The sequence below is a fragment of the Litoreibacter halocynthiae genome, from assembly GCF_004365635.1.
Taxonomy (GTDB): domain Bacteria; phylum Pseudomonadota; class Alphaproteobacteria; order Rhodobacterales; family Rhodobacteraceae; genus Litoreibacter; species Litoreibacter halocynthiae.
On record NZ_SOBH01000002.1, the window covers coordinates 221,574 to 241,697 of the forward strand.

Genomic DNA, 20,124 nt, shown 5'->3' on the forward strand with positions numbered 1-20,124 from the left:
TCATCAACGACCTAAGTTGGGTTGTCGCCGGGCGCTCCGGGGATTACCTTAAGCACATGAAAAATCCTCTCGTCGACCCGTTCCAGCGTGCCATCACCTATCTGCGCCTGTCCGTCACGGACCGCTGCGACTTCCGCTGCGTCTATTGCATGTCCGAGAACATGCAGTTTTTGCCCAAGAAAGAGCTGCTGACGCTGGAAGAGCTGGACCGCCTGTGCACCGCATTTATCGGTCTCGGCGTTGAAAAGCTGCGCATTACCGGCGGCGAGCCTTTGGTGCGGCGTGGAATCATGGGCTTTTTCGAAGGCATGGGGCGACATCTGGAAAGCGGTGCGCTGAAAGAGCTGACATTGACCACCAATGGCTCCCAGCTGGAAAAATACGCGGCTGACCTGTATGCGGCTGGTGTGCGTCGGGTGAATATCTCGCTTGATACGCTGGACGAAAAAAAATTCGCCGAAATCACCCGCTGGGGCCGCCTGCCCCAAGTTTTGCGCGGCGTGGAAGCTGCGCTGAAAGCGGGCCTCAAGGTCAAGATCAACGCCGTGGCGCTGAAGGGCTTCAACGAGGACGAGCTGTTCGATCTGGCCGCATGGTGCGCCGATCTGGGGATGGATCTGACCTTCATCGAAGTGATGCCCATGGGCGATATCGGCAATGAAAACCGCATCGGGCAATTCTGGTCGCTGAACGACTTGCGCGCGACTTTGGCCGAAGAGTTTACCCTGACCGACCTGTCAGATCGCACGGGCGGCCCGGCCCGTTATATGCGTCTAGAGGAGACAGGCCAGAGGATTGGCCTGATTACGCCGCTGTCCCACAATTTCTGCGAAAGCTGCAACCGCGTGCGGATCACCTGCACCGGCGAAATATACACCTGCTTGGGTCAAGAGGGTAAATCCGACCTGCGCGGACCATTGCGGTCTTCGGAGAGCGACGCGCCGCTGGAAGACGCCATTCGCGCGGCCATCGGGTTGAAGCCCAAGGGCCACGATTTCGACTATTCCCGCCAAGAACTGGGTGGCCAGATGTCGAGGCATATGAGCCATACGGGTGGCTAGGATTTGGCTGGCGCGGTTCGCAAAGCCGTGGATTGCAGGTTGGTTGAGCCTGTCTGCGGCCTGGCTGCTACATGAGATCGTAACTTTCGGATTCCAGTACGGCTTTCTGACACGAAAACGCGAAGTATTGTTCTTTCAATACCCCTCGGGTCTCGCGGAAATTGTCGTTGTCGCCCTTGTTATGTCGTGGGTAGCAGCAGTTCCTTTGGCCCTAGCCTGTCTCGTCCTAAGGCAGTCGCGGCCCCGGCTACCAGTGCTTGGTGTGATTTGGCTCATCCTATGCATGTGGGGCTATTCAGCGACAGCCTCCGGATATAGAGAGCATTTCGGCGCAACTTGGCTTTGGCACGAGCCCTTTGTGGAACTGATGTGGTCCCCGTGGCTCACCCCGTTGGCCACGTTGCTCGGCCTGCTGCCCTTCCTCCGCATAATACGAAAACCCTAAGCCCGCTGGTCAGCGCCGTCGTCTTGTGGCACTGGATATGGCACACATCAAAAGCCACCGGACTGACATGACCCTTTTCGAAATTCTGCTGCTCCTCTCTGCCGCCTTTGGCGCGGGCGTTCTGAACACAATTGCGGGTGGCGGCACGTTCCTGACCTTCCCCGCCCTTGTCTTCGTCGGCATCCCGCCTGTGGTCGCCAATGCGACCTCGACCGTGGCCGTGTTGCCCGGCTATCTGGGTGGCGCGCTCGGGTTTCGCAAAGAGGTCATGGAGTTCGACCGCAAGCAGTTGATCCGCCTGATCGGGATCGGGCTGCTTGGTGGCGCGGTTGGATCATTCCTGCTGCTTATCTCGTCGGACCGCGCGTTCTCGGCGCTTGTGCCGTTCTTGCTGTTGCTGGCCACGCTGGTATTCCTGTTCGGCGCGCGCATCCGTGCTTGGGCGGCCAGGCGGTCGCAATCGGTCACGCCGTTCGGCTTTGTCGGCATGTTCGCAGTGTCGACCTATGGCGGCTATTTCAATGGCGGGCTCGGGATCATTCTGTTGGCGCTGTTCTCGCTGTGGGGGATGACGAATATCCACCAGATGAACGGGCTGAAAACCGCGATGAGCTTTATTCTATCCATGATATCGGTCGCAATCTTCGCGGGTGCAGGGATTATCGAATGGCAAGCGGGCCTGATGATGATGGTCGCCTCCACCGCGGGGGGCTACGCGGGCGCGCCGATTTCCAAGGCGCTGCCAATGCCAGTCGTTCGCGCGATCGTCGCGACCGTTGGGTTTGTGATGAGCGCGGTCTTTTTCTACCGTGTTTTCATCGCCGGATAGCTCAGCGTTCCGCCAGCGTGAGTAAACCGTGTGGGCGGCGTGAATTACGCCTCCCCCCTATTTGCAGCACGAAAAATCCTCTCTAGGCAAAGATTAAGGCACATCAATATTTCCGTGCCATTGATTTTGTTTTTATGGAGTTCTGTCTGATGGACAGCCTTGGGTTTCTTGCATACGGCTTCGTGCTTTTGTCGGCATCGACCAATGACATTCGCTGGCTGCGCGCGGCGTTGTTCGGGTCCAACCTGCTATTCATAGCCTACGGGTTCGCGTTGGAGCTTATGCCGATCCTGTTGTTCAATCTGCTGCTTGGCGGCATCAACGGCTATCAGGCCTTCCGCGCATGGCGGCGGCCCGTCATGATCGTGCATCCGTAAGGAAAGGCAGGGATTAACTGCTCTGAGCCGGACGGTTAATTGCGGAAGGTCGCCTTGCCATAATTGACCTTCAAATCATCAATCTTGCGCGGAATGACCGCGCCTGTTGACTTGCAATTCGCCTTCGTTTTGCGCAAGGCCCCGACATTCTCGGCCTTCGCGAAGAAACTGAAATCCTTAAGAACCGTCTTCCCGTTCAACTTCACCGTGCCACCGCGCAAGCCGCGCATGATTGCTGAATTCAGCTGGATATTTGTCACAACGCCGACACCACACAGCGCCAGTTTTCCATCAATATTTTTAAGCGCCATGAACGCGTCATAGCCTTTGGCCGTAGCTCCACTCCAACGCATATTGGCGGGCTGAAAATCCTTGTCCTGCGGCATGGTGAACACAGCTTGAGCCGAGGCCGGCAAAGCAAACAGGCCTACGGCAAACGCGACCGCGCAGAACTTAGTGGAAAACATGAATTTATCCTTTGGAAAACTTAGGGTTAGAACAATCAATTAAAGCTCTCACCCTCGGCGTCAATCGGCGGTCAGGCGTTGCTCCACAATTTCTGCCCACCAACTGCATCCAGCCGGAATAGCCTCGTCGTTGAAGTTGTATTCGGGGTGGTGAACGCTGGCCGTGTCACCATTACCCACAAGGATATAGGCACCGGGGCGTTCTTCCAGCATGAAAGCGAAATCCTCGCCGCCCATGATCAAAGGCGCCTCCGCGCAATCACCCGAGACTTTGGCCGCGACCGAGGCCGCGAATTCGGTCTGCTCCTCATGGTTCACCATGACGGGATAGCCTTTGATGTAGTTTACATCTGCCGAGCCGCCAAAGGTCGTCGCGACACCTTGCGCGATTTCCGGCAGACGCATTTCGGCCATGTCGCGCATCTCTTTGGACATGGTGCGGACAGTACCTTTCAGGGTGACCGTTTCGGGGATCACATTGAACGCTTTGCTCTCGGTCTCGAAGCTGGTGACAGAAACGACCATGTTGTGCACGGGATCTGCATTACGCGACACGATTGTTTGCAGCGCCAACACCATGTGGGAGGCCATGACAGTCGTGTCGATTGTCTCTTGAGGCTTGGCTGCGTGCCCCCCCTTACCCTTCACGGTAATCTCGAACTGGTCGGTCGCAGCAAAGAATGCGCCGGGACGGATCGCGAAGCTGCCGACAGGCCTGCCGGGCCAGTTGTGCATGCCGTAAACCTCGTCGATGGACCAGCGGTCCATCATCCCGTCTTCGCACATCTCGCGACCACCGCCGCCGCCTTCTTCGGCGGGTTGGAAGATCACCACGACCGTGCCATCAAAATTGCGCGTCTCGGACAGGTATTTCGCAGCGCCCAGCAGCATCGCCGTGTGGCCGTCATGCCCGCATGCATGCATCGCGCCGGGGGTCTTGGAGGCATAGTCCAACCCTGTCGCTTCGAGGATCGGCAGCGCATCCATGTCGGCACGCAGACCGATGGTTTTGCCGGAGCTGTTCGACTTGCCTTTTATCACTCCGACGACACCCGTTCGCCCGATGCCCTCGACGACCTCGTCACAGCCAAACGCGCGGAGCTTCTCGGCCACAAGGGCGGAGGTCCGGTGGGTTTCAAACAGGATTTCAGGATTCTCGTGAATGTCACGACGCCATTCGGTGATCTCTGGCAGAAGTTCGGCGAAACGGTTTTTGACGGGCATGGGAGTGTCTCCTGATTGGACTCACTTGCCAGACTGCCTGCCTTGTTCCGCCCCTGCAAGTCACGTTCGCCTAGTTGCGGGCAGGCACGTTGCCCCAAGAAACGTCTTCGAGCAGCAGGTCATCAACGGCATCACCGTGCAGAACGGATACATCGCCTGTGGTCTCCAGTATCACCGCACGCACCTTCGACAAATCCAGTGCGTTGGCTTCCCGTAACTTGCCGATCAGCTCCGCGCGGGTGACACGGGTTCGTTCAAGATTGGCCTCCAGTATTTCCCCGTCATACATCAGGAACACCGGCGGGTTATCGAGCGCGTCGCCCCAGTCGAAGCGCTCTCGCAGACGCGCAAGCGCGTGGCGCAGCGCGAACAGGAACACCAGCGCCACAGGACCGATCCAAACGGGCGTCGAGGTGCTGGTCATGATAAAGGCGAGGATCGACCCTATCGCCACCGTCAACGCAAAGTCGAAACCTGCCATCTTCGAGAATGACCGCAAGCCATTGATCCGAACCAGTGCGACGATCACTACGATAGATATTGCCGCGCGCATCAACAGTTCCAGCGTCATGCTCATGACTTCTCTCCCCGCGCCTGTCGGGCTCTTTGAATGAATATGACCGACAAGAGTATGACAAAGGCGCAAGCGATACCGCCCAATGCGCGTTCATAAAGTCCGTCTATTCCCGTTGGCAAAAAGAAGAACACCGGCGCCGCCACCGCCCAAAGCCCCGCAAGAACGAAGCACGCAACCTTCGCCCATGAGGCGTGGCACCCTGCCCCTGACGCCATACCCAGCGGGGCAAGTAGGAAAAAGATACCCAACCCGTAAACAAGATAGATATGGATCACCACGCCATCGCTGTCGCCATCACCGTATTCGTTGCGCGCACCGACGATGATGACCGACGCGGCAAGGGCGGCGAGGCTCAGGATGCCGACGGACCAGCCGACATTGCCCAAGTGAGCATGGGACGCCGCAAGCGCCGTCGCCATCAGTCCAATGGCAAATCCGTACAGGCCGACATCCATAATGATCTCGCCCTCACCCGCCGCCAAGTCAGAGATGGTATCAGCAACCCAGTTATGATTTGGAACGAAATAAGGACCGATAAGGGTTGCGGAGATTAGCGAGACGCAACCCAGCAGGCCCAAAACGCCAAGGCAGAAGAGGAGATGGGGGCGCTCGGTGCCGTATTTCTGCTTGTCCATCACACCACCTCGCATTTTCGGTTGTTAGGTCAACGTCGTTGCGGGCGGTTTGGTTGCAAAGATGCGTTCAGCTTGCCAGATGATCTACCAATTTTGCCATGAACACCTTCCCCGCCTCAAACTGCGAGACTTCAAGAAACTCGTTGGGCTGGTGGGCTTGGGCAATATCGCCGGGGCCGCAGATGATGGCAGAGTAGTCTTTTTCCTGAAACTGACCCGCCTCGGTGCCGTAGCTGACCACGTGGGAGGCGTTGTCACCTGTAAGCTGGCGCACCAGTCGTTCGGCTTCGCCGTCCTGTTCGGGCTGCAGCGGCGGCACATGAAACCGTTGGGTGATCTCGATTCGGGTTTCGGGAACCACCGCTTGCATCAAGGCTTCGACCTCGGCCACGCGGGCGAACAGCGCGTCACGATAGGTGTTAATGTCGTCACCGGGGACCAAGCGAAAGTCGATGCCAAACTCGCAATCCTTGGCGGTGATGTTATGCGCGGTCCCGCCCCAGATTTTACCGGTGTGCAGGGTGGTAAACGGCGGATCAAACTGTGCGGCAAGCGCGGACGGGGTGGCCGCGATATTGGCGTCGTTGATCTGATTGGCCCATTCGATCAGCTTCACACCATACATGATGGCGTTGACACCCGTATGCAGCAGGGAGGAATGGACCTCGAATCCGTGCACATGAATCCACCAACCATAACCGCCCTTGTGGCCGGAGACGGCCTTCATCATCGACGGCTCCCCCACTACCACGGCACCCGCGGCAGGCAAATGCTTGCGCATCTCTGCGATCATCGGCGGCGCCCCAAGACAGCCCACCTCCTCGTCATAGCTGAGCGCGATTTGCAAAGGTCGCTTGACCCCGCGCTTCAGGGCCAACGGGACGGCGGCCAAGGCCAGCGCATCAAACCCCTTCATATCGCAGGTCCCGCGCCCGTAGAGCTTGCCGTCTTTTTGGACCACGGTGAATGGGTCGGTGTCCCATGCCTGCCCTTCGACGGGGACCACATCAGTATGGCCTGACAGCACAACGCCACCCTCTACGTCGGGGCCGACATTGGCGTAGAGCGACGCTTTGTTCCCCTCGTCATTATAGACGCGGGTGGCCGAGACACCGTGACCCTTCAGATAATCCTCCACCCAGTCGATCAGATCCAGATTGCTGATATTGCTGACGGTTTGAAATGACACCAGTTTGTCTAGAATGGCGCGTGCGTCCATGAGGGCGTCCTTTGCTGAGCGAGGGTTTACCGGAGGGAGGTTGATCCTCACGCGGCAAAGCGTCAAGGCCCGCGCTCAAGATTTCGACATCGACGGCGGAGGCGCGCGCGTCCCAGAAAAACCGTTGCCAGACGAAATTCTGGTGTTAACCTCAACCCTTGAGTTGAGCATTGGAGCCTACCGGTGCCGCTTCACAGGGGGAAATGAATGCCAGACGGGCCCGCGCCAGTCCAAGAACCCGTGCTTGATGTACGGAGCCTTAAGACCGTTTTCAAAACTCGCTCCGGTGAGGTTCACGCCGTAAATGACGTCAGCTTCAACGTGCGCCCCGGTGAGTTGCTGGGTGTTGTGGGCGAAAGCGGATCTGGGAAGTCGGTGACGATGATGTCGCTGATCGGGCTGCTTCCCTCGCCCCCGGCAGATATTCGCGGCGGTCAGGTACTGTTTGACGGCAATGACCTGCTCGCCACCGATGCCGAGACCTTGCGCAAGGTGCGCGGCGGACGAATCGGCTTCGTGTTTCAGGACCCGATGACCTCGCTCAATCCGGTGTTTAATGTGGGCTTCCAGATCATGGAACCATTGCGCAGACATATGGGCATGACGAAAGCACAGGCGCGCATTCGGGCCTGCGAATTGCTGGAACTCGTCGGCATTCCGGACGCATCGCGCCGCCTGAAAGACTATCCGCACCAGTTTTCCGGCGGGATGCGCCAGCGGGTGATGATCGCGATTGCGCTGGCGTGTGATCCGAAAGTCCTGATCGCGGACGAGCCGACGACCGCGCTGGACGTAACCATTCAGGCGCAGATCATCGAGTTGGTCAAAGACCTGCGCGAGAAGTTGGGCATGGCGATTATCTGGATCACCCATGACCTTGGCGTCATCGCGGGCATCGCCGACCGCGTCATGGTGATGTATGCGGGCCAAGTGGTTGAACAGGCCCCGACGCGGGAGCTGTTTGGCAACCCGCAACACCCCTATACCCGTGCGCTTCTGGATACGATCCCTACCGTGCGCGGCGCACGTCCCGAGAAACTGAACGTGATCCAGGGCCAGCCGCCCATTCTGGGTGCGGCCCCGAGCGCCTGCCCCTTCCGCGAGCGTTGCGCATACCGCTTCGAGCGCTGCAACCGCGAAAATCCTGTGCGCATCCCCGCAGGCCCCGGCCATGACGCGGCGTGCTTCTACGATTTCAATACCGGAGGACCACGCGGTGCTTGACGAGCCGAAGCAACCTCTTGTCCGCGTCGACAATTTAAAGATGCACTTCCCGATCTTCGGCGGGCTGCTGCGTAGGCGTATTGGTCAAGTGAAGGCCGTCGACGGGATTTCCTTTGATATTATCGAAGGCGAAACTCTTGGCTTGGTTGGCGAATCCGGATGTGGAAAATCCACGGTGGGCCGCTCGGTGCTGCGGCTTTATGAAGTGACTGACGGCACGGTGACCATCGACGGGCGCGACATTGCCCACGCCCCACCAGAAGAGCTGCGCCAGATGCGCACCCAGATGCAGATGATCTTCCAAGACCCGCAAGCCTCGCTGAACCCGCGCATGAAGGTCTCCGAGATTATTGCGGAGCCGCTGCGCGAGCATCACGCTGGTACCGCCGCAGAGCGCCGCCAACGAGTGCTGGAACTGATGGATCAGGTAGGCTTGAACCGCGACTTCGCCAACCGCTATCCGCACGAGTTTTCCGGCGGCCAGCGCCAGCGGATCGGCATCGCCCGCGCGCTTGCGCTGAACCCGAAATTCATCGTGTGCGACGAGCCGATTGCCGCATTGGACGTGTCCATTCAGGCGCAGGTAGTCAACCTGCTGGAGGAGCTGCAAAACGAGCTGGGGCTGACCTATCTGTTCATCTCCCATGATCTGTCGATGGTGCGCCACATCGCCGACCGCGTGGCGGTCATGTATCTGGGCCGCATTGTCGAGTTGGCCCCACGCGACGCGCTGTATGACGACCCGCTGCACCCGTATACCAAGGCTTTGCTCAGTGCAGTGCCGGAGCCGGACCCTGCGATTGAAGAGAAGGTTGAACGGATCATACTGACAGGTGATGTCCCGTCGCCCTCGAACCCGCCGCAGGGCTGCAACTTCTGCACCCGCTGCCCCGCGGTCATGGACATTTGCAAACGCGACGAGCCGGAGTTCCGAGAGGTCCAACCGAGCCGTTTCGTCGCCTGCCACCACTTTAACGATATCACATAGAGCGTTGTAAAGACGCCAAAAGAGGCTCCATGAGCACCCAACAAGGAGAAATATCATGAAACTCAAGACAGCCCTGATGGGCGCCGCAGCATCGCTGGCCGTTGTGCCGATGGCGATGGCAGACGGCCACGAAGGAGAGCGCGGCCGCGACGGCCAGCTCAACATCATCTATTGGCAAGCCCCCTCCACGTTGAACCCGTATCTGTCGGGCGGCACAAAAGAGGTCGAGAGCGCTTCGCTCGTCCTCGAAAGCCTCGCCCGCTTCGACAACACCGGCGCCCTGATCCCGTCGCTGGCGGAAAGCATCCCGACCATCGAGAATGGCGGCATTTCCGAAGATCTGAAGACGATCACATGGAAGCTGAAAGATGGCGTGATGTGGTCCGATGGCTCTCCGGTCACTTCGGAAGACGCGATCTTCTCGTGGAAATACTGCACCGACGAGAATTCCGGCTGCGCGCAAGCCAGCTATTTCGATGGCGTGGAAAACATGGAAGCAGTGGATGCGCAGACGGTGAAGATCACCTTCAATGCGCCCAAGCCGTTCCCTTATACCGCGTTGGTCGGCGCTGAAAGTCCGGTCATTCAAGCCGCGCAATTCGCCGAATGCCTTGGCGCACGCGCACCGGAATGCACGGATGCCAACTTCGGCCCTATCGGCACTGGACCGTTCAAGGTGGACGAATTCAAACCGAATGACGTGATCCAGTTCTCGGCCAACGAGAACTACCGCGAGGCTGGCAAACCTGCGTTTGCGACTGTTCTGTTCAAAGGCGGCGGCGACGCGGCAGCGGCAGCCCGTTCCGTGCTGGAAACCGGCGAGTTCGACTACGCCTGGAACCTGCAAATCGACCCGAACCTGTTGGCCAACATGGAATCGCAAGGAAAGGGTAAAGTGGTTACCGCGTTCGGCACCTCGGTTGAGCGTATCCACGTGAACCAGACCAACCCCGATCCGGCGCTTGGTGACGAACGCGGGACCGTCGCACATCCGCACCCGTTCCTGACCGATCCGGCAATCGGCAAGGCCTTGTCCATGGCGATTGACCGCGAATTGCTGGTCGAAGTCGGCTATGGCGCGGGCGGTCAGGTGACCTGCAACGTGCTCCCCGCACCGGAGGTTTACGCCTCCACCGCAAACGATGCCTGCAAGACGCAGGACATTGAAGGCGCGAAGAAGGTGTTGGCCGATGCAGGCTGGACCGCTGGCGGTGACGGCATTCTGACAAAGGATGGCAACCGGCTGAGCATCCTCTACCAGACCTCCACCAACGCTGTGCGTCAGGACGCGCAGGCGCTGATCAAGCAGTGGTGGAACGAGCTGGGTGTCGAGGTCGAGTTGCGCAACATCGACGGGTCGGTGTTCTTCGGCGGCGATCCATCTTCGCCTGACACGTTCCAGAAGTTCTTCGCAGATGTCGAGATGTACACGAACAACTTCGCAGGCGTGGACCCGGAAGCCTACATGGCCAACTGGCGCTGTTCCGAGATCCCTTCGCCCGAGACCCAGTGGCAGGGGGCCAACATGCAGCGCTTCTGTAGCGAAGAGTATGACGCCCTTGTAGACGAGCTGGCGACGACTGCAGGGATTGATGCCCGTGCGGTAATTGTAAAACAGCTGAACGATATGCTGATGCAAAGCTACTCGATCATTCCACTGGTTCACCGTGGCGGTGTATCGGCTCATGCCAATACATTGGCCGGTGTCAAAATCACCGACTGGGATTCGGAGATGTGGAACATCGCTGACTGGTATCGCACCGGAAACTAATCTGCGGGCGGGCACACAGTCCGCCCCACGCAAAACTGCAAGATGCGCCACACGGCGCGTCTTGCTCCCCCGCTAGAGACCTGAACCGAGGCACTCCGATATGTTCACCTTCACGATCCGCCGGTTGATACTGACGATCCCGACGCTTCTGTTCATTTCTCTCGTGCTGTTCACGATCGTCAAACTCTCGCCCTCCGATCCGACGGGCAACCTCCCCCTGACCATCCCGCCGGAGGTGCGCGAAAAAATCCGCGAGTCTCTGGGCGTTAACAAGCCGTTGCTGGTCCAGTATTTGTTGTGGCTGAAGCAGTTTTTCTGGCTGGAGCCGCGCATATTTCTAGAGCATTCATTCGGCTGGAATCTTGGCACCGCAGACGAAACGCGGCTGATTTCCTACCAGACCCGCTCCCCCGTCATGGACCTGATCGTGCAGCGCCTGCCGCAAACGCTTTGGGTCGTCGGGGTCGCCTATCTGGTCGGCACGCTTATCGCGCTGCCGATCGGGATAATCTCGGCTTACAAGCAGTATTCCGTCTTTGACCAGCTTGGCACGCTGGTGTCGATGATCGGGTTTTCTGTCCCGCCCTTCTTTTCCGGCGTTCTGGTTATCGTCATCTTCTCGGTAATGATCCCGAGCGACAGTTATTTCTGGCTGCCCTCAATCTATGATACCACCCATGAGGTCACCGACTGGGCCAGCTTCAAATACCAGTTCCGACAGATGATCATGCCGGTCATGGTGCTGGCTTTGCAGATCACCGCGCAAATCTCGCGTTTCACGCGGGCCTCGATGCTCGACAACCTCAATCAGGATTACGTCCGCACAGCCCGTGCCAAAGGCCTGAAAGAGAAGACGGTCGTTCTGGTCCACGTTTTGCGCAATTCGATGATCCCCGTGGTCACGGTGATCGCCCTTGGCATTCCGTCGATCTTTGGCGGTGCCATCATCACTGAACAAGTATTCAAGGTGAATGGTCTAGGCCAACTGCTGATCATCGCCATTCAAGGCGGCGATGTGCCAACCGTGCAAACGCTGACCTTCATCTTCGCGATCCTGATCGTGCTGTTTAACCTGATTGCCGACGTGCTCTACGGCATTCTGGACCCGAGGATCCGCTATGACTGATATACCGCAAATCGCCGCGCAACCCCGCAACCAGTGGTGGGATGTCTGGGACCAGTTCAAAACCCACAAGGGCGCTCTGATCGGTGCGATATTTTTCTTGGTCATTCTGCTGGGCGTCATCTTCGGGCCGTGGCTTTGGGGCATCGACGCCACGTTCATCGACATTCGATCGCGCAACCAAGGCCCGAGCTTTGCGCATCCGATGGGCACCGACCAGCTTGGCCGAGACAGCTTTGCGCGGATGATGGCTGGTGGGCGTGTATCATTGGCCGTGGGCTTGACCGCGATGGCTTTGGCCATTGGTCTTGGCACTTTGATTGGTGTGATTGCGGGCTATTTCAAGCGGCTCGACGGGCTGCTGATGCGTACCACTGACCTGTTTCTTGCCCTACCCCTGCTGCCGCTGTTGTTAGTCATCATCATGCTGTTCCGCGACAAACTGAACGCGGCCTTCGGTCCGGAGGGTGGCATCTTCATCCTGATGGTGTCGGCCATCGGTGCGACCTCATGGATGCAAACCGCGCGGATCGTGCGCGGCGACGTGTTGGCGATCAAAGAGCGCGAGTTTGTACTTGCCGCCCGCTCCATCGGGACGCCAAACCGCCGGATGATCACACGGCATATCTTGCCCAATGTATTATCCCCGATCATGGTGTCGGCCACCTTGGGCATCGCCAACGCGATTATCACCGAAAGCGCGCTCAGCTTCCTCGGCCTTGGCTTCCCGCCGGATTTCCCGACATGGGGCCGCCTGTTGTTCGACAGCGTCGACTACCTGCAACAATACCCCGAGCGGGTGATGTGGCCCGGCCTTGCGATTTCGCTGACTGTGCTGTCGGTGAACTACATGGGCGACGGGCTACGCGATGCGCTGGACCCGAAAATCCGCGGGCGCTAACGCTATTCCATCTTCTCGCGGATGCGGTGGACCATCCACCACACGGCGAGCACGACCAAGGGTGTCGTGACAGCCGCGAGGACCAGTTTGGATAGGCCCACGGCGTATGCCGCAGGTTGCGCCATGTAGAGCACCAGATTGACCGCGTAGTAGCTGATCGCCACGACAGACAACCCTTCAACGGTCTTTTGCAGGCGCAATTGCAAGTCGGCGCGCTTGTCCATGCTTTCGAGCAATTTCTGGTTTTGCGACGAGCGTTCCACATCCACCCGTGTGCGCAGCAAGTCCCCTGCCCGCGTGGCGCGCTCCGCCATGTTCTGCAACCGCCGCTCGGAGGCTTTCACCGTGCGCATCGCCGGATCAAACCGGCGCATCATGAATTCCGCGAATGTCTGGCGGCCATTGAAGCGTTCCTCGCGCAGCACCTCGATGCGTTGGTTCACGATTGCCTCGTAGGCCCCCGTCGCCCCGAACCGGAAGGACGATTGCGCCAGCAGGCTTTCCAGCTCGGCGGAGGTCGCCAGAAGCTCGCTCAACGTGTCCTCGGCACCGGTATCGCCTTTTGTCATAGCGCTCATCAGGCCGGATAAAATCGCGTCCAGCTCCCCTAGGCGCAGCCCCATGTCGCGCACCCGCGCCAAACCCAACATCGACATGCTTTTATAGGTTTCGATCTCGCATAGACGCTGGACAATGCGTCCTATGCGACGCTCGCCAGTTACGTCGGCCACGAAAACGGCCAGCCGCATATGGCCCGCAGCATCAATGCGGAAGTCGCCTGCGACGGTTGCGGCCCCATCCAGAACAGTGCTGACCGCAAGGCTTTCAGGCACGAACCAATCCTCGACCCGCGTGACGATTTCGTCGGCACCGGGATCGGCCTCGACACGGATCAAGGCCGACGTGATGCGTACGCCCGGTGCGCTTGCCAGCCAGTCGGCGGGAAAGGTTTCGAAGGCCTTTGGGTCGAACGGGCGATCTTCAAGCGTAGGCATGAACATCGTGTAGGTGACAAACTCGGTATGCTGCTCCCATTTGAGCTTGAATTTGCCCACCTCCCCGAACCAATGGGTCGCACCGGGTTGCGGATGTGGTGCACCGTAGCGGTCGAGCAATTGGGTCAGATGCGCGCGGTCCACGTCGCGGTCGCGCTCGGCGGCGTCCTCTGGTCGCTTGATAGCAAGGTAGATTGCCCCACAGGGCGCTTCCAGCGACGGGAAAGGGCGCGCGTGCAGCTCGTTGGCCAAAGTGTAGCGCAGCGGGTGGTCTTCTATCGGGGTCATGCGGTCAACCGTAAGTGAATTTCACCTAGGCATAGAGCCACACGGCCCTTATGAAAACAAATTTTTCATCAAAATCATAGCTTTAGCTGTGTGCAACGGCATACAGTTCCACCTTTCGGAAACGGTCGCGCCCCGGAGCCTCCCCACTCCGGAGCGCGTAATTGGCTCAGATGGTTACAACCGCGAGGGGCGGGAACCCATTGAAACCAATAGACGAATAGGCGGATGTATACGCGCCTGTGTTGCGGATAAGCACGCGGTCACCAGCTTTCAAAGTCAGCGGCAACTGCATCGGGCGCTTTTCATAAAGCACATCCGCGCTGTCGCAGCTTGGGCCAGCCATGACGCATGGGCCACTCTCTTCGCCGTCGCGTGGGGTCTCGAACTGGTAGCGGATGGCTTCGCCTTCGGTTTCTGCCAGACCGGAGAAACGGCCAATGTCGAGGTAAACCCAACGGTGCATGTCGCGGTCCGACTTGCGCGATACCAGCATGACTTCAGCCACGATGACGCCAGCTTCGGCAACCATACCGCGACCCGGCTCTGCCATGATGCGGGCGACATTGCCGAAACGCGCGGTCACTTGCGCCATAACGGCAGCCGCGTATGCGGTCGGGGCCTCAATGGCCTCGCCATAGAACGCAGGGAAGCCGCCGCCGATGTTCAGCAGGCTGAGGTCGTGGCCAGCGTCGCGGGCGTCGTGCCAGATCAGCGCAAGCGCGTCCAAGGTCGGGCCCCACATTTCCGCTTTGCGGGTTTGGGAGCCAACATGGAACGAGAAGCCAACAGGGTTCAAGCCCAGCTCTTTGGCGTAGTCCAGAAGGCGTAGCGCGGTGTCACGGTCACAGCCGAATTTGCGCGACAGCGGCCAGTCGGCCTGCGACACTTCAACGATCAGGCGTATGTAGACCTGGGCGCCAGGGGCGTGCTCGGCGATTTTTTCCAGCTCTTCCTCGGCGTCCGCAGCAAACAGAGTGATACCGGCGGCATGCGCGAATGCGATGTCGGAGGCGCGTTTGACGGTGTTGCCAAACGAAATGTCAGCAGGATCAGCACCAAGGCTCAGGCACAGTTCAACTTCACCGCGCGATGCTGCGTCAAAGTGGGAACCGAGGTTCACGAGGGTCTCGATGACCTTGCGCTCTGGGTTTGCTTTGACGGCGTAGTGGATGTCGGCACGACCAAGGCCCGCTTTCAATGCGCGGTATTGCCGTGCAACCAGAGCGGTATCGACGACCAATGTGGGGCGGTCAAATTCGCGCGATGCAACAAAGGCATCCAGACGGTTACGGACAACAGGTTGAGCGGACGCTTGAGCGTCCGAGAATTGTACAGTCATGGTCATCTCCAGTTAGACCCGGCCATAACGGGGATTACCCGTGCGAGACCGCTCACTTCCAAGGGGAGACGTTACCGTCGCTACGTAAACACGTGTTGCGTTGACTGCTACAGGCCAGAGGCGCGTGCGTTGGCGTCTATTCGGGCCGTATCGGGCCAAACGCGAGTCGGTGCAAGCGTTTTTTTTGCCGTGCTTGAAATTCGTCAAATTGATGCGATGGAACCGCCGACTGTGTTCACGCGTTGGGACGCTTAACCGGAGAGTGCTTCTTGCCCGAAACCAAAAAACGCGACCTGACCCAAGGCCCTGTATGGATCGCCCTGACAGCCATGTCGGCCCCCATGTCCTTCGGGATATTCGCGGTGATCGCGGTGGGACTGGCTGACGCCTACTTCCTCGGGAAGGTCAGCGCGAGCGCCCTCGCGGCGGTCGGGTTTATTTATCCGGTGATCACCGCCATCACCTCCCTTTCGATCGGGCTGAGCGCCGGCGCGAACGCGACCCTGTCGCAGGCCGTCGGTCGCGAAGAAACGGATGACGACGTGCGCAGGCTGGGGCTTCATGCCATCGGCTTGGGCTTGGCGTTATCCGCGATCATGGCCCTGCTATTATGGCCCAGCTATCCCTTCCTGTTTAGCGCCATGGGCGCGAGCAACGAGGTTTTGGGCGAAATCGCCCAGTACATTCCTGTATGGGCACTCTCCTTTCCCTTCCTTGTCGTTATGATGGTCACCAACGCCGTGTTCCGCGCCCACGGGGATGGAGCGACCTCGGCGGCAATCATGGTGCTGGCGGCCTTCTTCGGGATCGCCCTTAACCCAGTCCTTATTTTCGGCTGGGGTCCCCTGCCAGAGTTGGGAACTTTGGGCGCAGCGCTCTCCACACTCATCGGCCGCGTCATCGCGATGGCTGCTGCCCTGTGGATAGCGTGGCGGCGCGGCATGCTGGGCGTATGCGGCAAAGTGCTGGACGGTTTGACGGCGTCAGTCAGACAGGTGCTAAATGTTGGCATACCCGCCGCGTTCTCCAACGCCATCAATCCTGCAGGCATGGCTTTGGTCACGGCTGCGGTTGCCACAGTTGGCGAAACTGCAGTGGCAGGTTTCGGCGCGGCATCGCGTATCCAGTCCTTCGCGCTCGTACCGCTGATGGCCCTTTCGTCCGGCATCGGACCAGTGGTCGGCCAGAACTGGGGTGCGGACAAACGTGATCGCGCGCAGACTGCCACCCAGCAAGCCTTCACCTTCTGCCTTGTCTACGGGCTGCTGCTTGCCGTGGTGCTCATCATCTTCGCAGAGACACTGGCAAGCTGGGTCGGCGCAGGTGGGGAAGATGTAGGATATGCCGCGTCCTATCTGCGCGTCGTGGGCGTGTCGATGTTCGGCTATGGGGTCGTGGTGGTCGCCAACGCGGCGATGAATGCCCGCGACAAAGCGCTTTGGTCCCTGTCGCTGTCATTGGGCCGTATCTTCGTGATCTACCTGCCACTGGCGTGGCTCGGTGTTTTGGTCATGGGCTACACTGGCATCTTGTTTGCCGCTGTCATCGCAAACCTGCTTGGCGCTTGGGGTGGCCTTGTGGCCACCCGCTCCACCGATCTTGTGCGCATCGACATACCCGGCATAAAGACGCCATTGCGAAAGCTGGACGCCTAGCCTTCCAGCTTGTCCTGCGTTTTGGTGTCGAAATCACTGGCATCGTGGCGTTCGTGCAGCTGGCCTTCCAGCGGGCCGGACGTGCGGTTGACCATCTGGCCCCGCTGCACCGCCGGACGCGCCGCGATCTGTTTCTCCCAACGGATGACGTGATCGTATTCATGCACGCTCAGGAACTCCCCCGCGTCGTAAGCCCCGCCGGTTACCATGCGACCATACCAAGGCCATGTGACCATATCGGCGATAGTGTAGGTGTCCCCTGCCAGATATTCGTTTTCTTCCAGATGTTGGTTCAGCACGTCCAACTGGCGCTTGGCCTCCATTGCGAAACGGTTGATCGGGTATTCCTGCTTCGTTGGCGCATAGGCATAGAAATGTCCGAAGCCGCCGCCCAGATAGGGCGCAGCCCCTTGCAACCAGAACAGCCAGTTCATGCATTCAGCGCGCGCGGCGGGTTCCGTGGGTAAGAACTCCCCGAACTTTTCAGCCAGATAGAACAGGATCGAGCCACTCTCAAAAACCCGTGTCAGAGTGGTGGTGTCAAACATGGCGGGAATTTTAGAGTTCGGGTTGACGTCCACGAAGCCGCTGGAGAACTGATCCCCCTCCCCGATCTTGATCAGCCAAGCGTCGTATTCAGCGCCGGAATGCCCCAGCTCCAAAAGCTCCTCCAGCATAATAGTCACCTTCTGCCCGTTGGGCGTGGCGAGGCTATAGAGCTGCAAGGGATGCTTGCCGACGGGCAAATCCTTGTCATGGGTCGGGCCTGCGATAGGCCGGTTGATGGATGCAAACGTGCCGCCGGACTCGTTCTCCCACGTCCAAACCTTGGGGGGAGTATACTCTTCAGCCATGGGATTTTCCTTCTCTATCGCGGTTACGCGTACCAAAGCGCCTTGCTCGGAAAGGTGCAAACCGAAAAATCCGATTTTTATTTGAGGCCGCAAAATGATTGGCAGAACGGGGCACCCGAAACTCTTCAAGACATTGAATAATATAATACTTATCAAAACCATTCGGAAACTTACTTCAGAACCCGATTGACGGTTTTGTTACCTGTTTTTTCGATAAGCCGTGATTTGTAGCGGAACTTTTTCAGTCAGGCGGCGGTTGTCTCCCCATACAGCGTCCGAAATGATTTCAGACGCACTGGATCTAACGACTAGGAGACTACACATGACCAAGTTTTTCACAACAACGGCCATCGCCCTTACTTTCGCAGCGCCTGCTTTTGCAGACATTAACGTCGAAGAGTATCTGGCATTGTCCAACAATTCGGCCGCTGAACGCTTGGTCGAAGAAACCTCTACCGGTGACGTCGAAGCGGCAGAAATCAAGTTTGCCTTGGGCAACATGAGCGCCGCCGAGCGTCAGGTGTTTTTCGAAATGGACGAAGAGTCCCGCATGGCGCAATTGATCGCTCTGCGTAAGACTGCACCAATGAACAGCCCGGCAGAAGCCGCTGCTTCTAACTAAAAAATGTGCGGGCCGGCCTCCGCCGGTCCCCGAAACAAAAACGGGCGCTCCCCTCGGAGCGCCCGTTTTCATGCGTAGGACGGGGTTCACCCCGCCGCACGCTCAATCAATTTTCGGCAGCAAGCTGTCCAGCGATGCCTTCGCATCCCCGTAGAACATCCGCGTGTTGTCCTTGAAGAACAGCGGGTTCTCGATACCCGAATACCCAGTGCCTTGGCCGCGCTTGGACACGAATACCTGCTTGGCTTTCCAGCATTCCAGCACTGGCATGCCCGCGATAGGCGAGTTCGGATCGTCCTGCGCCGCAGGGTTCACGATGTCATTGGAGCCGATCACGATGGCGACGTCTGTGCTTGGGAAGTCGTCATTGATCTCGTCCATCTCCATGACGATGTCGTAAGGCACCTTGGCCTCCGCCAGCAGCACGTTCATGTGACCCGGCAAACGCCCAGCAACAGGGTGAATGGCGAAACGCACGTTCTTGCCTTTGGCGCGCAGCTTGCGGACCAGTTCAGCCACAGAAGACTGCGCCTGCGCCACGGCCATGCCGTAGCCCGGAATGATGATAACACTGTCAGCATCGTTCAAAGCCGTCGCAACACCGTCCGCATCAATCGCAATCTGTTCGCCTTCGACAGCCATTTGCGGGCCAGCCGCGCCACCGAAGCCACCCAAGATGACCGACACGAAGGAGCGGTTCATCGCCTTACACATGATGTAGGACAAGATTGCACCGCTTGATCCGACCAACGCGCCGACCACGATCAGCAGATCGTTGCCCAGCGAGAAGCCGATCGCTGCCGCAGCCCAGCCGGAATAGCTGTTCAGCATCGACACAACGACAGGCATATCCGCGCCGCCGATGCCCATGATCAGGTGATAGCCGATGAACAGCGCCGCCAAAGTCATCAAGAACAGCGGGAAGAAGCCGCCTGTGTTGAAGTACCAAACCAGACAGATCAACGAGAGCGCCGCAGCGCCTGCGTTTAGCATATGGCCGCCCGGCAGCTTTTTCGCCGCCGAGTCCACTTTGCCCGCCAGCTTGCCATAGGCAATGACGGAGCCGGTGAAGGTCACAGCACCGATGAAGATGCCCAAGAACAGTTCGACCCGCAGGATCGAAATCTCAACGCCTGATTTCTTGGCAATGAGCTTCGCAAAGGTGCCGAACGTCTCGGGGTCAGCGGTCGCCACATTGCCGATCTGGATATGCGCAATCAAGCCGACGAACACAGCGGCCAGACCAACGAGCGAGTGCATCGCGGCCACAAGCTCTGGCATCTGCGTCATCTGAACTTTGGTCGCCAGCTGGTAGCCGATGGCCCCGCCGCCCGCGATCAGGATCAGTGACAACAGCCAATAGCCGGAGCCCGGCCCGACAATCGTCGCCGCCACGGCCAGAGCCATGCCGGCGATGCCGTACCAAACGGCCCGCTTGGCGCTTTCCTGCCCCGACAAGCCGCCAAGCGACAGGATGAAAAGAACTGCGGCGACTACGTAAGCCGCGGTGGTAAATCCGAATTCCATGAT

Annotated in this window: 19 protein-coding genes; 10 read left to right on the forward strand and 9 right to left on the reverse strand. The window is 58.8% G+C overall.

Annotated elements, in window-relative coordinates; all coding sequences use genetic code 11:
* Positions 1-56 precede the first annotated feature (56 nt).
* From moaA to BDE40_RS08310, 3 genes are all read left to right on the forward strand, one after another.
* Positions 57-1,061 (forward strand): GTP 3',8-cyclase MoaA, encoded by a 1,005-nt coding sequence (moaA, locus tag BDE40_RS08300; RefSeq protein ID WP_134014107.1) that lies wholly within the window; start codon positions 57-59, stop codon positions 1,059-1,061.
* A 512-nt stretch (positions 1,062-1,573) separates the two neighbouring features.
* Positions 1,574-2,335 (forward strand): sulfite exporter TauE/SafE family protein, encoded by a 762-nt coding sequence (locus BDE40_RS08305; protein WP_134014109.1) that lies wholly within the window; start codon positions 1,574-1,576, stop codon positions 2,333-2,335.
* Positions 2,336-2,484: 149 nt separating this feature from the next.
* Complete coding sequence (locus tag BDE40_RS08310; protein ID WP_134014111.1) at positions 2,485-2,712, forward strand: uroporphyrinogen decarboxylase; 228 nt, start codon at positions 2,485-2,487, stop codon at positions 2,710-2,712.
* Positions 2,713-2,747: 35 nt separating this feature from the next.
* On the opposite strand, the gene BDE40_RS08315 is transcribed toward BDE40_RS08310, so the two are convergent.
* From BDE40_RS08315 to argE, 5 genes are all read right to left on the reverse strand, one after another.
* Positions 2,748-3,179 (reverse strand): hypothetical protein, encoded by a 432-nt coding sequence (locus BDE40_RS08315; protein WP_134014113.1) that lies wholly within the window; start codon positions 3,177-3,179, stop codon positions 2,748-2,750.
* A gap of 60 nt (positions 3,180-3,239) precedes the next feature.
* The gene (locus tag BDE40_RS08320; RefSeq protein WP_134014115.1) at positions 3,240-4,403 is read right to left on the reverse strand and encodes a M20 aminoacylase family protein; all 1,164 of its coding nucleotides are present in this window, start codon (positions 4,401-4,403) and stop codon (positions 3,240-3,242) included.
* A gap of 70 nt (positions 4,404-4,473) precedes the next feature.
* Positions 4,474-4,980, reverse strand: coding sequence for a DUF421 domain-containing protein (locus BDE40_RS08325; RefSeq protein ID WP_134014117.1), 507 nt, complete (start codon positions 4,978-4,980; stop codon positions 4,474-4,476).
* On the reverse strand, positions 4,977-5,615 hold the full coding sequence (locus BDE40_RS08330) for a DUF998 domain-containing protein (protein ID WP_134014118.1): 639 nt from the start codon (positions 5,613-5,615) through the stop codon (positions 4,977-4,979). Before BDE40_RS08330 ends, BDE40_RS08325 begins: the two co-directional genes overlap by 4 nt.
* A gap of 67 nt (positions 5,616-5,682) precedes the next feature.
* A complete protein-coding gene (argE, locus tag BDE40_RS08335; protein WP_134014120.1) occupies positions 5,683-6,834 on the reverse strand; it encodes an acetylornithine deacetylase in 1,152 nt (383 codons plus the stop codon).
* Positions 6,835-7,041: 207 nt separating this feature from the next.
* On the opposite strand from argE, the gene BDE40_RS08340 reads away from it, so the two are divergent.
* From BDE40_RS08340 to BDE40_RS08360, 5 genes are all read left to right on the forward strand, one after another.
* Positions 7,042-8,058 carry an ABC transporter ATP-binding protein gene (locus BDE40_RS08340; protein ID WP_134014122.1) on the forward strand — a complete coding sequence of 339 codons (1,017 nt, stop codon included), beginning with the start codon at positions 7,042-7,044 and terminating at the stop codon, positions 8,056-8,058.
* On the forward strand, positions 8,006-9,046 hold the full coding sequence (locus BDE40_RS08345; protein ID WP_134014124.1) for an ABC transporter ATP-binding protein: 1,041 nt from the start codon (positions 8,006-8,008) through the stop codon (positions 9,044-9,046). The genes BDE40_RS08340 and BDE40_RS08345 overlap by 53 nt, the downstream gene beginning before the upstream one ends.
* Before the next feature lie 55 nt (positions 9,047-9,101).
* Positions 9,102-10,817 (forward strand): peptide ABC transporter substrate-binding protein, encoded by a 1,716-nt coding sequence (locus tag BDE40_RS08350; protein ID WP_134014126.1) that lies wholly within the window; start codon positions 9,102-9,104, stop codon positions 10,815-10,817.
* Between the two features lie 100 nt (positions 10,818-10,917).
* Positions 10,918-11,943, forward strand: a complete 1,026-nt coding sequence (locus BDE40_RS08355) for an ABC transporter permease (RefSeq protein ID WP_134014128.1) — start codon at positions 10,918-10,920, stop codon at positions 11,941-11,943.
* A complete protein-coding gene (locus tag BDE40_RS08360; protein ID WP_134014130.1) occupies positions 11,936-12,841 on the forward strand; it encodes an ABC transporter permease in 906 nt (301 codons plus the stop codon). Before BDE40_RS08355 ends, BDE40_RS08360 begins: the two co-directional genes overlap by 8 nt.
* A gap of 2 nt (positions 12,842-12,843) precedes the next feature.
* Here BDE40_RS08360 and BDE40_RS08365 read toward each other — a convergent pair whose 3' ends face one another.
* On the reverse strand, positions 12,844-14,124 hold the full coding sequence (locus BDE40_RS08365; RefSeq protein WP_134014132.1) for a DUF3422 family protein: 1,281 nt from the start codon (positions 14,122-14,124) through the stop codon (positions 12,844-12,846).
* A 166-nt stretch (positions 14,125-14,290) separates the two neighbouring features.
* Positions 14,291-15,469: a type III PLP-dependent enzyme gene (locus BDE40_RS08370; RefSeq protein ID WP_425462395.1), complete on the reverse strand. Its 1,179-nt coding sequence runs from the start codon at positions 15,467-15,469 to the stop codon at positions 14,291-14,293.
* Between the two features lie 263 nt (positions 15,470-15,732).
* Here BDE40_RS08370 and BDE40_RS08375 point away from each other — a divergent pair, with 263 nt between their 5' ends.
* Positions 15,733-17,118: an MATE family efflux transporter gene (locus BDE40_RS08375; RefSeq protein WP_246030393.1), complete on the forward strand. Its 1,386-nt coding sequence runs from the start codon at positions 15,733-15,735 to the stop codon at positions 17,116-17,118.
* On the opposite strand, the gene yghU is transcribed toward BDE40_RS08375, so the two are convergent.
* Positions 17,115-17,972 (reverse strand): glutathione-dependent disulfide-bond oxidoreductase, encoded by an 858-nt coding sequence (gene yghU, locus BDE40_RS08380; RefSeq protein ID WP_134014136.1) that lies wholly within the window; start codon positions 17,970-17,972, stop codon positions 17,115-17,117. The two genes, BDE40_RS08375 and yghU, sit on opposite strands and share 4 nt — an antisense overlap.
* 322 nt (positions 17,973-18,294) lie before the next feature.
* Here yghU and BDE40_RS08385 point away from each other — a divergent pair, with 322 nt between their 5' ends.
* The gene (locus BDE40_RS08385) at positions 18,295-18,594 is read left to right on the forward strand and encodes a hypothetical protein (protein ID WP_134014138.1); all 300 of its coding nucleotides are present in this window, start codon (positions 18,295-18,297) and stop codon (positions 18,592-18,594) included.
* Positions 18,595-18,696: 102 nt separating this feature from the next.
* Here the strand turns inward: BDE40_RS08385 and BDE40_RS08390 are convergent, their stop codons facing one another.
* A complete protein-coding gene (locus tag BDE40_RS08390) occupies positions 18,697-20,121 on the reverse strand; it encodes an NAD(P)(+) transhydrogenase (Re/Si-specific) subunit beta (protein WP_134014139.1) in 1,425 nt (474 codons plus the stop codon).
* Positions 20,122-20,124 lie beyond the last annotated feature (3 nt).